A 14,759-nucleotide genomic window follows, 5' to 3' on the forward strand; every position below is an offset into this window, starting at 1 on the left:
ATTATTTCGAATTCTTGAACTTTATGATCAATTTCAAATTTAGTTGCCTGCCAGTTAAATAATTAGGGATAGCATATTGTACGTTATCTATGTCTTTAAGCCATAAATATGAAACCGTATTATCAATATTTAACAAATTAAATACCTCTAAATGAGCGGAAAACGAACTAAAATATTTATCCAGCAGCCTCGGTTTTTTCACTCCTGCATCGTCTAAAAAATCTTTAGAAAACCCAATATCCACACGTTTATAAGCAGGGATATTAAAATCCTCCGAATAACGCTTTACAAGAGGCGCCCCTATTGGCAATTTAGAGCCATACAACATATTCAAATGCACTTTATAGGTAGGACTGCTCAACAATCTGTCCTGAAAGTACACCGAAAAGTTAATCCTTTGGTCTGTTGGCCTTCTTAAATAACCTCGCTCATCATTTTTAATATTCTGATTGGCCTTCATCAAAGAAACCCTAAAGTAGGATAGCAAATCTTTCACAAACTCCCCTCCTACACTAAAATCTGCACCATAAATGTATCCCTTAGCTACTTCATCAGCCAAATACTTAACCCGTACATTGTCCATCATATAAGGAATCAGCCTATCCTGATATTTAAAATAAAGCTCAGAAGTGAATTTTAATCGTGTCCCCAACCCATCAAATGCGTAATCCAAACCCGCCGAAGTATTAAATGACCGCTGCGCCAACTGATTTAAATTAAGAACTCCATTGAAATCTCTGATACTCCTATAGTCAGGAGCCTGCTGATAAACGCCCGCAGTAAACCTTATAATTTTATTATTGCTAGATGGTCTGTAGGCCAGCAACAACCTCGGACTAAGCAAAAACTGCTTACTTAAGGTATTATAATTACCTCTTACCCCAAGTTGAAGAGTAGAATTAGCAGATAAAGTATAACTATCTTGAATATAGGCAGTGTAATACTGAATAGCGAGGTCATTTTTAACATTAACAAGATTATCCTGGTAAAAATTGCTGAGGCCTACCTGCTGTATGTATCCAGCAGAATCTATTAGGCTATACTCATTTAAATTATCCGTATAATTCTTTCGTTCAAATCTTAGCCCTAGTGAAAATGTATGATTCTCGTAATCCTGATCCACCTTTACTTCTGAACTCAGGTTTTCAGATTCCAGGTTATTGCGGGCATAATTTATATACTTGCCTATCCCCCTGTTAATTCTAACTGAACCAAAATTTCCATTAGCAAAATTATTGCTCACCTCGTCAAACACATATCTACCTTCAATATCTATTCGCTCTCTTTCAATTGTACTGAAATAGCTGTTTATCCATTTAACTACCAAATCCGATTTAGGATAAAATGCTAAAGTGATAGCCCCACCCGCAGTCTGATAATCGTCTATTTCCTTACCGCTATAATCCGTTTGCAATCGCATCACTGTACTTAATGTTCCAAACTGAGTTTCTCTGCTTTCGGGTATTAGTTTAAAAATCCCGCTGTTAAAACTCCCAAGAAAATCAACACTCATTTTAGAGGAAATATTCTGATGATAAATGAGTTGTGCATCAGTAAAATTAGGGGCATAGCTTCCTTTATTATCCTGCCTATTTAATATACTTGTATTGTTTTTATACCTCAATCCGGCAAGTAAGTAACTGCTTTTATTTAAAATTTTAGTACTAAAACCTGCCCCTAACATCCCGAGATTTAATGTTGCTTCACTGCTATCCGGTCTGTCGTATCTAACATCCAGCACAGACGATAATTTATCTCCATAGCGCGATTCAAATCCCCCTGCAGAAAACTTAGCTGAGCTTAATAAATCACTATTAATGAAACTCAGTCCCTCTTGCTGCGCATTTCTGATCAATACTGGTCTACTGATTTCCACATCATTTACATACACCAGATTTTCATCAAAATTACCTCCTCTAACGCTATATTGTGAGCTCAGTTCATTGTTTGTAGATACGCCGGGTAAAGTTTTAAGTACCACCTCAAAATTACCGGAGGCCGAGGGTATAGAAGCAATATCAGCAATATTAATAGTGGTACTGTTACTAAGCTGATTTTCTCTTGTGGTAATGGTCACCTGTTCAAGCTCGTTTATATTTCTCGTTAAAGAAACATTTTGAATGATCCTTCTGGCTTTATCTATTTTAAACTCAACCAAAACAGATTTATAGCCCAACAAACTATATTTCAACGTAAAGGAAGTAGTATTTGAATAAATATTGTAGGCACCTTTCTCATCAGAAGCAGTCGACTGATTTTGCCCAATCACACTAACGGTTACCATTGGCAACGGACTTTTCAGATCATCCGTAATTAAACCCGTCACTTTTACTATGGGTTGCGCATTTACATACGTAAAACCAAATAGTAAAATAGATAGCAACAGGCAGAGTCTATGCATTTATGTTGTAAAACTGTAGGCTTATGACGATTTCAATTGCGCATTAAGTTGTTTTAATTCTGAGATCATAGCTGTTGGAGAGGCTGCACCAAAAATAGCATTTCCTGCAACAAAAACACCTGCACCTGCTTCTATTAAATCAGCCAGGTTTTGTATCCCTACCCCACCATCTACCTCAATTAACAAATTAGGGTTAATAGCCAGTGCCATTGCTTTCAATTCTCTAAGCTTGTTTAGCGTATTAGGTATAAATTTCTGACCGCCAAACCCAGGGTTTACCGACATCACAAGAACCATATCCAGATCTACCAATATATCTTTAAGTAACGATACCGGAGTATGAGGATTAATTGCAACACCTGCCTTACATCCAGTCGCATGAATTGCCTGAACTGTTCTATGTAAATGTGTACAAGCTTCGTAATGCACAGTTATTACCGATGCTCCTGCTTCAGCAAAACGCTCAATATATTGATCGGGATTAACAATCATTAAGTGAACATCTAATGGCTTGGTAGCGTATTTTTTTATCGCCTCCATTACCGGAAAACCGAATGAGATGTTTGGCACAAATACGCCATCCATTACATCCACATGAAACCAATCTGCCTCACTCGCATTTATCATTTCAATATCGCGTTTAAGGTTAGCAAAATCAGCCGAAAGTACAGATGGAGCAATAAGATGTTTCATAAGGAATGTATTTTAAAATTATAGCTGGTTTACATGTGTAAATATAAATAAATAACCCATTTTAAACCAAAAAACCCCGCAATTTGCGGGGTTTTCCATATATAAGAAACTAACTAACCGAAGGATTTACCGTCGGCTGACAGTCTTACCTTTTAATTAAGCTGGTTTATTTTCAGCTGGAGCAGCTTCTGCTTTTGGCGGACGAGGCAATAAAGCTTTTCTAGAAAGTTTCATTTTACCTTGTTTATCAACATCCAAAAGTTTCACTTCAACTTTATCACCTTCTTTAAACACACCGTCCATAGTTTCTAAACGAGTCCAGTCGATTTCAGAAATGTGAAGTAAACCATCTTTACCTGGCATAATCTCTACAAATGCACCAAATGGCATAATAGATTTTACTTTACCACTATAAGTTGCACCTATTTCTGGTTTAGCAGCAATTGCATTGATACGAGTAACAGCAGCATCAATTGCAGCTTTGTTATCAGCAAAGATTTCAACGATACCTTTGTTTCCAACCTCTTCGATAGAGATAGAAGCACCGGTTTCACGTTGCATTTCCTGAATAATCTTACCGCCTGGGCCAATTACAGCACCAATAAATTCTTTATCAATAGTTAAAGAAACGATACGTGGAGCATGGTCTTTGTAATCCTCACGAGGTGTAGAAATTGTTTTCTTCATCTCATTTAAGATGTGTAAACGAGCCTCTTTAGCTTGATTTAAAGCGTTTGTTAACACTTCCCATTTCAAACCATTGATTTTTAAGTCCATTTGACAAGCAACAATACCTTTTTCAGTACCAGTTACTTTAAAGTCCATATCACCTAAGTGATCTTCATCACCTAAAATATCAGAAAGGATTGCATATTTACCAGTTTTCTCATCAGTAATTAAACCCATTGCAATACCCGATACCGGAGCTTTGATTTTAATACCAGCATCCATAAGTGCTAATGTACCAGCACAAACAGTCGCCATTGATGAAGAACCATTAGATTCTAAGATATCAGAAACGATACGGATGGTGTAAGGATTTTCCTCTAACCCTGGTAATACTTTCTTTAATGAACGCATTGCCAAGTTACCATGACCAATTTCACGACGACCTGCACCTCTGTTAGGACGAACCTCACCAGTTGAGAAACCAGGGAAATTGTAGTGCAATAAGAATTTATTGTATCCATTGATGAAAGCACCATCAATCATTTGCTCATCATCTTTAGAGCCTAAAGTAACAGTAGTTAATGATTGAGTTTCACCACGTGTAAATACTGCAGAACCGTGAGCAGAAGGCAAATAACCTATTTCACTCCAGATAGGGCGTACAGTACGTACATCACGACCGTCTAAACGAATTCCTTCGTCTAAAACAAGGTTACGAATTGCATCATATTGTACATCGTGGAAATATTTCTTAGCAAGGAAGCTAGTTACATCATCAATGTTTTCACCTAATGTAGCAACAAAATCCTTTAAAATAGTAGCAAATGCATCACCACGCTCACCTTTACTTGTGTTGCTTTTCGCTACAGCATAAACTTTATCGTAAGTGGCAGTAAAAACTTGTTCTCTTAACTCAAGGTTGCTGTCTTCATGAGAATACTCACGTTTTACAGTTTTACCTACAAGTTCAGCAAGTTCTTTTTGAGCTTGAACCTGAATAACGATTGCTTTATGAGCAAATTCAATTGCCTCAACCATTTCAGTTTCAGAAATCTCATCACACTCACCTTCAACCATTACGATATCTCTTTCAGTACCTGCAACAAGGAATTCCATTGTAGCACGCTCTAAATCATTTACGTAAGGGTTAATTACTAGTTGTCCATCAATTTTAGCAACGCGTACTTCAGAAATTGGTCCGTTAAAAGGAATATCTGAAACCGCGATAGCAGCCGAAGCAGCTAAACCTGCTAAACAATCAGGCATTATATTTTTATCAGAAGAGATCAATGAGATCATTACCTGAGTATCAGAGTGGTAATCTTCAGGGAACATCGGGCGTAAAGCGCGATCTACTAAACGTGAAATTAAAACTTCATAATCAGATAATCTTGCCTCGCGACGAAGAAAACCTCCAGGGATACGGCCTGCGGCAGCATATTTCTCCTGATAATCAACAGATAAAGGTAAAAAATCGACACCAGCTTTAGCACCTACTGTAGAAACTACAGTTGCCAATAACATAGTATCGCCCATTCTTACTACTACCGAACCATCAGCTTGCTTAGCTAATTTTCCTGTTTCAATTTCGATTGTTCTTCCATCGCCCAAGTCGAACGATTTTTTTATTACATTCATTTAATAATTGTTGTGGTGCATTTTCCTCTTTCGATACACCTTGTTTATATATTGTTGTTTTTTATTTTCCAAACTTAAGATAAAACTCAAACAATTTCATCATAAAATTAAAAAAGCCATTCTCTAAAGAATGGCTTTTCCTGATACAATTACGCTTATTTGCTGTCTTTCGACCCCAAAGGTTTAATGATATCTCTTAGACCTAAAGCCTTAATGATAGCACGATAGCGACTAATATCTTTTTTAAATAGATATGCCAAAATACCACGACGTTTACCTACTAATTTTTGTAGTGACAACTGAGTAGAGAAATCTTTACGATTTTTCTTTAAGTGCTCAGTTAAGTGAGCTATGCGGTATGTGAATAACGCTACTTGACCTTCTGCAGAACCTGTGTTAGTTTCTACTTCACCGTGCTGTTTAAAGATTTCAGCTTTCTTTTCTTTACTTAAATACATTCTTGAATGATACTAAAGTTTAAATGATTAATTAATTGCGTGCAAAGATAGTGTAAGTTTTAAAGATTAACAAGTAGGCGTAAAAAATTGATCTGACTATAAATTGCCCATTCCTAAATCCTATTTTTGTTGCGGTAACAACTTATTTTATGGAAAAAACCCAATACAGTATTTTTGAAAGTGAACTAAAAGTACGTCCTGATGATATAGATATGTTTAATCATGTACATAACAGCAAATATTTTGATTACGTACTCGCTGCACGTTATGATCAGATGGCCGAATTTTATAAAATGCCCATGGAATCGTTTTTAGATAGTGGTTTCGGCTGGGTAGTTCGTACTGCACTGGTAGACTTTAAGCGTCCACTTATTCTTGGCGATGTGATTGCCGTTCGTACCGGAATTTTAACTATCAACGAAAAAGGCTGTCGAGTACAGTTTGAAATTGAGAACAAAAGAACCGGAAAAATTGCTTCTGATGGTTGGTTTGATTACGTAATGATTGACACCACCACCGGAAAAGGCTGCAAAGTAAATGAAGAAATGATAAAAGCATACAGTATTTAACAGCTTAATGCAAGTCTAATAGGACACAACATTCTTTCTACATAAAATAAACATTAGGTCCATGTTTTTACTGGAAAAACATGGACACAACATGGACTTACCATGGACTCAACATGGACTTACATCGAACAATCCAACCCGACTTCTCTCTTAGGAATCTTAAATAAAATTTCACAAATGCTAGCAATGTATTTGTAAATAATATATATTTGTTTTCTAACTCAACCGCATTACGATGAAAGTACTTGCAGTCCGTTTGAGGTTCTAAAAAACCAAGGACTCCACCTTTTCACGAAAATAAAGACACAGCATTTCTTGCTGAATACGGTTTATTTACTATTTTTCCCCTACCCAATGTTAGAACAAAATACAGCTTCAATAGGCAAGCTATCTCAAATTTTTACACTTATTAAACAAGCCCTCAAAGGCGAAGAGCTCGATTTTACACAAGGAAGTATCCGTAAAGCGGTTATTTTACTAGCCATCCCCATGATGTTAGAAATGGCCATGGAATCTGTTTTCGCACTGGTAGATCTTTACTTTGTAGGCCATTTACACAACAGCAGTCACGCCATACAAACTGTAGGGCTAACGGAATCTGTGCTTACAGTTATCTATTCACTTGCTATAGGCATGAGCATGGCCGCAACAGCGGTTGTTGCCAGAAGAATCGGCGAAAAAGATCCGGCAGCTGCCGCAAAAGCAGGTATGCAAGCCATCATAATTGCTGTATTTTTTAATGTGATTATCAGCGTTATCGGACTTATTTACGCTACAGACATTTTATTACTGATGGGTGCGTCGGCAGAGACAGCCGCACAAGGCACACCATTTATGCGCATTATGATGGGTGGTAGCATCATCATTGTATTGCTTTTTCTTATAAACGGAATTTTTAGAGGTGCGGGTAATGCAGCTATAGCCATGAAGAGTTTGTGGATTGCCAATATTGCCAACATCATTCTATGTCCGGTTTTAATTAATGGTTTTGGACCAATACCAGCGTTTGGATTAACAGGTGCTGCAATGGCAACAACCATCGGACGAGGCATTGGCGTTTGTTATCAGGTTTATCACCTTGTGAGTGGAAAAAGTCTTTTAAAGATACAATTGCATTACTTTAAACCTCATTGGGAACAGATAAAAGCATTATTAAAAATTGCTACTCCGGGCATTTTCCAATTTGTTATTGCATCATGCAGCTGGATATTTTTAGCACAACTTGTGGCAACTACAGGCGGAGATCATGGATCGGCAGGTTACCAAACTGCTTTAAGACTAATGATGTTCTTTATGCTTCCAGCGTGGGGAATGAGCAATGCAGCAGCTACATTGGTTGGCCAGAATCTTGGTGCAAAACGCATTGATCGTGCTGAACAATCGGTAATGAAAACCGCTAAGTACATCGTGATTTACATGGTCATTGTTATGGCACTAACCTTTGGAGTTGGCAGGTATTTTATATCGTTTTTCACTAATGATATTTTGATACAGGAGGTTGCTAAAAATGCACTTCAGATTATGAGCCTTGGGTACATATTTTATGGAATCGGTATGGTACTGATCAGCACGTTTAATGGCGCTGGCGACACGTGGACACCAACTTGGGTTAACCTTTTCGGGTTTTGGTTATTCCAGATTCCTTTGGGTTACTTCTTAGCCAAAGATATGGGATTGGGACCTGTAGGCGTATTTATTGCCATTCCTGTGGCAGAAACTGGTATAGCATTAGCGGGTTACATCCTGTTTAAAATTGGCCGATGGAAGACCATAAAGGTTTAATAAATAAAGTCCTTCTGAAATAAATTCAGAAGGACTTTATTTATATATCCACTAGAATCTAATTTGCTTTTGCTGTTTCAACACCAGGAACATACCCTAAGCCAGGTGTAAGCCAATGAAGTAAAAACACTCTGGAATAACGGTAGTTTAAAGGAGCAAAAAGAAATACTCCTACCATAATAATTGCTACAAAGGCCCACAGATTTTCGTAAGTGAGCTCAAGTCCTAATATATATGTGGCAACTGCGATGGTAATCATTTCTGCAACGTTCATAGCATAGCTAATAAACATTGCTACATAGAAAAAGCCCGGTTCCCTTTCGAAGCGAAGGTTACAAACTGGACAATACTCATTAGTTGTTTGTCCTTTAAAAGCATAAAGCTTACCCGAAAATATTTGGCCTTTTCTGCATCTTGGACATTTACACTCAACAACTGCCTGTATTTTTGATATTGGTTTCATAACTTTAATATTATGATACAAAAATACGATACATTAAACATTTAATTTATGATCCAGATCATACTTAAATTTTAATGATTTTCCCCTTCATCAGCTTCAATTCCTTCTGATCTGACAGCTTTTTAATGATACGAATTACTGTTTCAACCCTTAATCCACTCATATCAGCAAGCTGCTGTCTTGTTACTTTTAACTCCTGCCCATGCTCTACATCTTTAAAAAGATAAGCCACTAATGTTCTTATCCTGTGTTCTGCATGCTCATTTGCCAACTCCTCGAGCATCATAGATTTGTAGAACAAACGATGGCTTAATGTTTGAATAAGCTTCATACTAAAATCTGGATGATCCTTTAGCATTTTGAGAAAATCTTCGCCCTTTACCGCTATAATTTCTGAATCCTGAGTAGCTATTGTATATGCCAAATACGGCTTATCAAGTAATAATGCTGGTTCGCCAAAATATTCGTTGGTTTTAAAGATGCCCTGAATAAATTCTTTGCCATCATCATTTACAGTAACCATCCTTACTTTACCGCTTTTTATAAAATAAACGGCTCTTGGTTGAGCCCCTGGTTCGTAAATTACATCCCCTTTTCCATAAGATGTTGGCTTAAAATTACTGTCTAATAAATACTTAATCGTCATGATTTGCAGCAAAACTTGATTTACTAATATAAGGATACCCTTAAAAAAATACCTACTAATAGGTATTTTTTTCAATTACTATTTACATGTAACTTAGAGGAAATAGGACAATAACTAAAAGAGAAATTTATGAAACGAAATTCTACTAAAACTATCACACTTTTAAGCGGGATCATTTTACTTTTAATAGCAAGTACAACAATTGTAAAAGCTCAGTATTCAAATGATGATGAATCTGACCAAAAAAACATAGTTAAATGGAATATTCCTGCACTTCTTTTAAAGAACTACTCTTTTCAATATGAGCGGTCAATAAAGCAAAAAATCTCAGTAGCAGTTGGCTTCAGGTTCTCTCCAAAATCAAAGCTGCCGCTTAGTTCTGTAATTGAAGATCAAATTGAAGATGACGATCAGTTAAGAGAAAATATCAAAAAATTTAAAACAAGCAACTTCGCGATTACTCCAGAGGTGAGATTTTATTTAGGCCAAGGTTTTTTTAAGGGATTTTATGTAGCCCCTTTTGTCAGATATGCAAGATATACTGCAGAGGTTCCCTTTGATTTTGAAGTTGAAGATCCGGTTACTCAAGATATCAGAATGGAAACAATGCCTCTTGAAGGAAATATTACCGCTTTTACAGGTGGTGTACTTTTTGGTTCGCAATGGGTAATAGGAAAAAGAGTTGCCATTGACTGGTGGATTTTAGGCCCAAATTATGGTTCTTCTAATGGAGATATTTCCGGTCAGAAGACTTTAAGTCCGGAAGAACAGCAAGCCTTGCGGGATACTTTGGAAGATTTAGATGACCTCCCAATCGTAAAAACTAAATCTACTGTGGATGGTAATGGCGCCAAAGTTAGTTTTAATGGCCCCTGGGCAGGATTAAGAGCTGGCATTAGTGTAGGGGTTAGGTTTTAATCGATCGTCATTCTGAGCCAAACTCAGAATGACGACTTTATACTACCCTATTGTTTCTTTAATCAACTTCGTATAAAAATCACTTAACTTCATCCCCATCGCAGCAACTTGCTGAGGGATAAAACTAGTAGCCGTTTGACCTGGTATAGTATTTATCTCTATGAAATAGAAATCACCTTCATCTTCAGTCAGAATAAAATCGATGCGCACTACGCCGCGGCAGTTTAATTTAACATAAACAGCCTCAGCTATTTTCGCTACCCTATCTCTGGTTTCTGGTTTAACCGGTGCAGGAGTTGTTTCAGTTGCAACACCGGGAGTATACTTTGCTTCGAAATCAAAAAACTCTTTAGCTGTTTCTACCTCTGTAATTGGCAACACTTTTATCTTACCATCAAGCTTTACAACACCAACAGTAAACTCTCTGCCTGAGATAAATTCCTCAATCAGAATTTGGGTATCCTCATGAAAAGCTTTTTCAAGCGCTTTTTCCAGATCATTAGCATGACTCACTTTACTCATTCCAATACTACTGCCACCATTATTTGGCTTAACAAAGTATGGCAACTTAAGATCTTTTTTAAGCTGAGTTAAATCATAAGATGCATTTTTAAAGATCTGAGCAGATTTAGCCACATACAACTGGTCTATTCCCTGTACAATTGCCTTTGTATAACCTTTATTCATGGTAATAGCAGACGTCAGTGCATCGCAAGTTGTATAAGGGATATTAAGCATATCAAAATACCCTTGCAATTTTCCATCCTCTCCAGGTGCACCATGTATAGCTATAAATACACCTTCAAACATTATCTTTCTACCTTTTATGGTAATAGAAAAATCATTGCGGTCTACCTCTATCTTTACAGAATCAGCAGGTTCATAAAACCAACCCTGCTGAGTAAGCATAATTTTATAAACATCGAACTTGCTGGCATCTAAATTTTGTGCTATAGTGGCGGCACTTTTAACTGACACTACCCATTCGCCTGTAGTGCCTCCGGTTAGCAATGCTATTGTTTTCTTCATATTCTAATCGTATTGATTGCGCACACAAATATAAATTAGTTGGTGCAGATGTTATTTTAATTCCAATAAAATATTATTTTAATCTAAATTTGGACGCAATACCTTCAGAAGAGAAAAACGCATGGGCAAATTCATATCTTATTTAAAAACAAAATCATTTAGAAATAACTTTCTCGCAGCAGCAATCACTGTTGCCGTAATTCTATTCATCGCCTTCTTTAGTTTAAGGTATTACACCAAACATGGACAGGGTTTAAATGTACCTGCACTTAAAGGACTATCATTTACACAGGCAGTTAGTAAATTGGAGCAATTGGGTTTACGTTATGAAGTAGATTCGGTGTACATTATGGACACTCCTCCGGGAACTGTGATAGATCAAGACCCGAATCCTGCAACTTTTGTAAAAGACAACAGAACCATTTACCTTACGGTAAGTATGAATAAAGCGCCTAATGTAAAATTTCCAGACGTGTTATTTAAATCATTTAAACAGGCACAAGGTATAATTGAAAGTTATGGCTTGAAACTTGGAGACACTACATATAAACCAGATGTGAGTAAGGATGTTGTATTAGAAGTTTCATTTGGCAACCTACCGATTAAAGCTGGAGAAATGATCCCTAAAGGGTCGAGAATAGACTTTTTATTGAGCAATGGACAAGGAAATGAAGAAGTAGATATTCCAACATTAGTTGGTTTAACTAAAGATGAAGCAATATTTGCATTGAGAAATGGTGCAATGCTAAATCTTGGAACAGTTAGTTATGAAGGCATTATAACAGATTCAGCAAATGCTGTAATTATTAAGCAGGATCCATTTGTAACCGATTCTGTAACTAAAGTTAAAATTGGCACACCGGTAAACATTACACTATCTAATAAAAAATAATTCACTATCATTTACATATGTCAAACGAAGAAAACAAAACAGGCCTTAAAAAGAGCATCAAAGTAATATTAGGCGTACTATTGGTTGTTTTAATTGCTGGTGGCTTTTACGGACTAAAACTATATAAAGTGTACATGGCTCCGAACGTTACGGGCAACGAAAAATATTTGTACGTAAGAACAGGATATAATATTGACGACGTTTTTAAAGAGATTAAGCTAAAAGATATGTTAACTGACATAGGTACTTTTAGTGAGGCATCGGGTAAAATGCAACTTGCGCGTTCTCTAAAACCAGGTCGTTATAAGCTAACAAAAGGGATGAGTAACCGCAGCATTATCAATATGTTGAAATCTGGTAATCAAGACCCTGTAAAACTTAAGTTTCAGAACTTAAGAAAAAAAGAAAACTTTGCGGGTTATCTGGCAAGAAATCTTGAGCCGGACTCTTTAACTTTCTTCAATCTGCTTGACTCTGCTGCTTTACTTGAAAAATATGGTTTCAATAAAGATAACAGCTATGTAATGTTCATTCCTAATACATACGAAATGTACTGGAACATTACGGCTCCTGAGTTTTTTAACAGAATGCATACTGAATACGATAAGTTCTGGAATGCAGATCGTAAACAAAAAGCTGCCTCATTAAACCTTACTCCTATTCAGGTTTCTATTTTAGCTTCAATTGTTGATGCTGAAGCTTTATACGACAAAGAGATGCCAATTATTGCAGGTTTGTATTTAAATCGTTTAAATAAAGGAATATTGCTTCAGGCCGACCCTACTGTTATTTTTGCTAATAATGATTTTACGGTTAAACGTGTTACCAATTCATTATTAAACGTACAATCGAAATATAATACTTATAAATATGCTGGTTTGCCTCCGGGTCCTATCATGATGCCAAGTATTAATGCTATCGATGCTGTATTAAACCGTGATAATAATAACTATATTTATATGTGTGCTAAGGAGGATTTTTCGGGCTATCATAATTTTGCAGTAACTGTTCAGGAACATGAAAAGAATGCAAAAAAGTATAGAGATGCTTTAAATAAACGCAATATCTTTAAGTAATGTTTGTACACGAAAGCACGGTTAAAGTTCGTTATGTAGAAACCGATCAGATGGGTGTAGTACACCATAGCAACTATGCTCAATATTATGAGTTGGCCAGAACAGAGTGTTTTGAAGCCTGTTCGGGTATCACATACGAATCGATGGAAGCTGATGGAGTGATGTTACCGATTTTAGAGTTTCAATCGAAGTTTTTGAAGCCCGCGTTTTATAATCAGACACTTACCATAAAGTCGATTGTTAACGAATTACCAACAGTTAGATTAACAGTAGATTACGAAATCTACAATAACAATAAAGAACTAATTAACACAGGAAAAACTACACTTGTTTTCGTAAACAAAGAAACCAGAAGGCCATGTCAACCGCCGGAAAGTTTCATGAAAAATGTCCGAAGTTATTTTATTTAAAAAATGGAGTGGATTCATAAGCAGCTTTTAAAGATCAGACTTTATTCTCTATTTATTAGCTGGACAAAAGTTTGTGTATTACCAGGCTTTAGTCCACTTCCTATTTATACTGTCGCTACTTTCTTTTTTAAAGAAATTGGCAAGGAATCTTTGGTTAATAAAGCTTCATCGCTGGCTTATAACTTTATGCTGGCCATTTTCCCGGCCATCATCTTCTTATTTACACTGATCCCTTTTATACCCAAGAAAATTGGTTTTCAGGATCAGCTGATGCAACTGATTATTTTAATTTTACCTGAGGATGCATATAATGCTTTTAGCACTACACTTGATGAGATAGTGCATAAGCAAAACAGGGGCTTGCTATCTTTCGGTTTTATTTTGTCGTTATTCTTTGCTACTAATGGGGTACATAGCTTAATGATGGCTTTTAATAAATCGTCCCTAATTATTGAAACACGAAGCTGGCTTAAACAACGCTTGATGGCTATTTTACTTACCTTGATTATCTCTTTCTCGGTGATTACTTGTATTACAGCGATGGCTATTGGTGAACTGGCAATAAACCGTATTGAAAGCAAACTTAATATTAGAGAAAGCTTTACCACTTTTGCCATACAGCTTACCAGATGGGCGCTGTTGGGGGTATTATATTTCGTAACAATTTCTATTCTTTACAGATATGGCCCTGCTCATGCTAAGAAGTGGAAGTTTTTTAGTGCTGGCTCATGTCTGGCTACCATACTTGCTTTTATCTCCATCTGGGGTTTTTCTTATTACATTAATAACTTCAGTTCGTACAATAAAATTTACGGTTCTATCGGTACACTTATCGTAATTATGATCTGGCTTTATCTAAATTCTCTGATACTTTTGGTCGGCTTTGAGCTAAATGCAAGCGTAGATCTGTCGAAACGCAGCGTTAAAATCATCAGACCTAACTTCAATTTGTTCAAAAAAGCGGCTCCAATAGAGGATAAACTAGGGAAAAGATAAATTTTTCTTACTCATTTTTAGCGCGTTATCGTTTTTAAGCAGAAATATCTAAATCTGAATTTGCAAAATCAAGTCGTATTTGTACTTTTGTCGCGGAGAGTTGGCAGAGTGGTCGATTG

At 36.5% G+C, this 14,759-nt stretch carries 14 protein-coding genes; 7 read left to right on the forward strand and 7 right to left on the reverse strand.

The features are described from left to right. Window position 1 precedes the first annotated feature (1 nt). From J1905_RS21810 to rpsO, 4 genes are all read right to left on the reverse strand, one after another. The gene (locus J1905_RS21810; RefSeq protein ID WP_214229328.1) at window positions 2-2,401 is read right to left on the reverse strand and encodes a TonB-dependent receptor; all 2,400 of its coding nucleotides are present in this window, start codon (window positions 2,399-2,401) and stop codon (window positions 2-4) included. Between the two features lie 21 nt (window positions 2,402-2,422). Then, window positions 2,423-3,094: a ribulose-phosphate 3-epimerase gene (gene rpe, locus J1905_RS21815; RefSeq protein WP_214229329.1), complete on the reverse strand. Its 672-nt coding sequence runs from the start codon at window positions 3,092-3,094 to the stop codon at window positions 2,423-2,425. 156 nt (window positions 3,095-3,250) lie between these two features. Continuing rightward, a complete protein-coding gene (gene pnp, locus J1905_RS21820; RefSeq protein WP_214229330.1) occupies window positions 3,251-5,401 on the reverse strand; it encodes a polyribonucleotide nucleotidyltransferase in 2,151 nt (716 codons plus the stop codon). A gap of 155 nt (window positions 5,402-5,556) precedes the next feature. Next, complete coding sequence (gene rpsO, locus J1905_RS21825; RefSeq protein ID WP_214229331.1) at window positions 5,557-5,859, reverse strand: 30S ribosomal protein S15; 303 nt, start codon at window positions 5,857-5,859, stop codon at window positions 5,557-5,559. A 149-nt stretch (window positions 5,860-6,008) separates the two neighbouring features. Here rpsO and J1905_RS21830 point away from each other — a divergent pair, with 149 nt between their 5' ends. Together J1905_RS21830 and J1905_RS21835 are read left to right on the forward strand one after the other, a co-directional pair. Next, entirely contained in the window at window positions 6,009-6,428 is a 420-nt protein-coding gene (locus J1905_RS21830; RefSeq protein ID WP_214229332.1) for an acyl-CoA thioesterase, read from the forward strand. 354 nt (window positions 6,429-6,782) lie between these two features. Beyond that, entirely contained in the window at window positions 6,783-8,210 is a 1,428-nt protein-coding gene (locus tag J1905_RS21835; protein WP_214229333.1) for an MATE family efflux transporter, read from the forward strand. A gap of 58 nt (window positions 8,211-8,268) precedes the next feature. Here the strand turns inward: J1905_RS21835 and J1905_RS21840 are convergent, their stop codons facing one another. Continuing rightward, window positions 8,269-8,673: a DUF983 domain-containing protein gene (locus tag J1905_RS21840; protein ID WP_214229334.1), complete on the reverse strand. Its 405-nt coding sequence runs from the start codon at window positions 8,671-8,673 to the stop codon at window positions 8,269-8,271. A gap of 64 nt (window positions 8,674-8,737) precedes the next feature. Next, a complete protein-coding gene (locus J1905_RS21845) occupies window positions 8,738-9,319 on the reverse strand; it encodes a Crp/Fnr family transcriptional regulator (protein WP_214229335.1) in 582 nt (193 codons plus the stop codon). Between the two features lie 129 nt (window positions 9,320-9,448). Here J1905_RS21845 and J1905_RS21850 point away from each other — a divergent pair, with 129 nt between their 5' ends. Next, complete coding sequence (locus J1905_RS21850; RefSeq protein ID WP_214229336.1) at window positions 9,449-10,237, forward strand: DUF3575 domain-containing protein; 789 nt, start codon at window positions 9,449-9,451, stop codon at window positions 10,235-10,237. A gap of 42 nt (window positions 10,238-10,279) precedes the next feature. Here J1905_RS21850 and J1905_RS21855 read toward each other — a convergent pair whose 3' ends face one another. Then, window positions 10,280-11,266 (reverse strand): D-alanine--D-alanine ligase, encoded by a 987-nt coding sequence (locus tag J1905_RS21855; protein ID WP_214229337.1) that lies wholly within the window; start codon window positions 11,264-11,266, stop codon window positions 10,280-10,282. Between the two features lie 121 nt (window positions 11,267-11,387). On the opposite strand from J1905_RS21855, the gene J1905_RS21860 reads away from it, so the two are divergent. Genes J1905_RS21860 through J1905_RS21875 form a run of 4 tightly spaced genes read left to right on the forward strand, consistent with a single transcriptional unit; the run spans window position 11,388 to window position 14,640 of the window. Beyond that, window positions 11,388-12,158 carry a PASTA domain-containing protein gene (locus J1905_RS21860; RefSeq protein WP_214229338.1) on the forward strand — a complete coding sequence of 257 codons (771 nt, stop codon included), beginning with the start codon at window positions 11,388-11,390 and terminating at the stop codon, window positions 12,156-12,158. A 17-nt stretch (window positions 12,159-12,175) separates the two neighbouring features. Continuing rightward, on the forward strand, window positions 12,176-13,234 hold the full coding sequence (gene mltG, locus J1905_RS21865) for an endolytic transglycosylase MltG (protein WP_214229339.1): 1,059 nt from the start codon (window positions 12,176-12,178) through the stop codon (window positions 13,232-13,234). Next, the gene (locus J1905_RS21870) at window positions 13,234-13,644 is read left to right on the forward strand and encodes an acyl-CoA thioesterase (RefSeq protein WP_214229340.1); all 411 of its coding nucleotides are present in this window, start codon (window positions 13,234-13,236) and stop codon (window positions 13,642-13,644) included. Before mltG ends, J1905_RS21870 begins: the two co-directional genes overlap by 1 nt. A gap of 3 nt (window positions 13,645-13,647) precedes the next feature. Then, entirely contained in the window at window positions 13,648-14,640 is a 993-nt protein-coding gene (locus J1905_RS21875; protein WP_214229341.1) for a YihY/virulence factor BrkB family protein, read from the forward strand. Window positions 14,641-14,759 lie beyond the last annotated feature (119 nt).

Origin of the sequence: Pedobacter sp. B4-66 (genome assembly GCF_018492665.1) — a bacterium.
Lineage (GTDB): Bacteria > Bacteroidota > Bacteroidia > Sphingobacteriales > Sphingobacteriaceae > Pedobacter.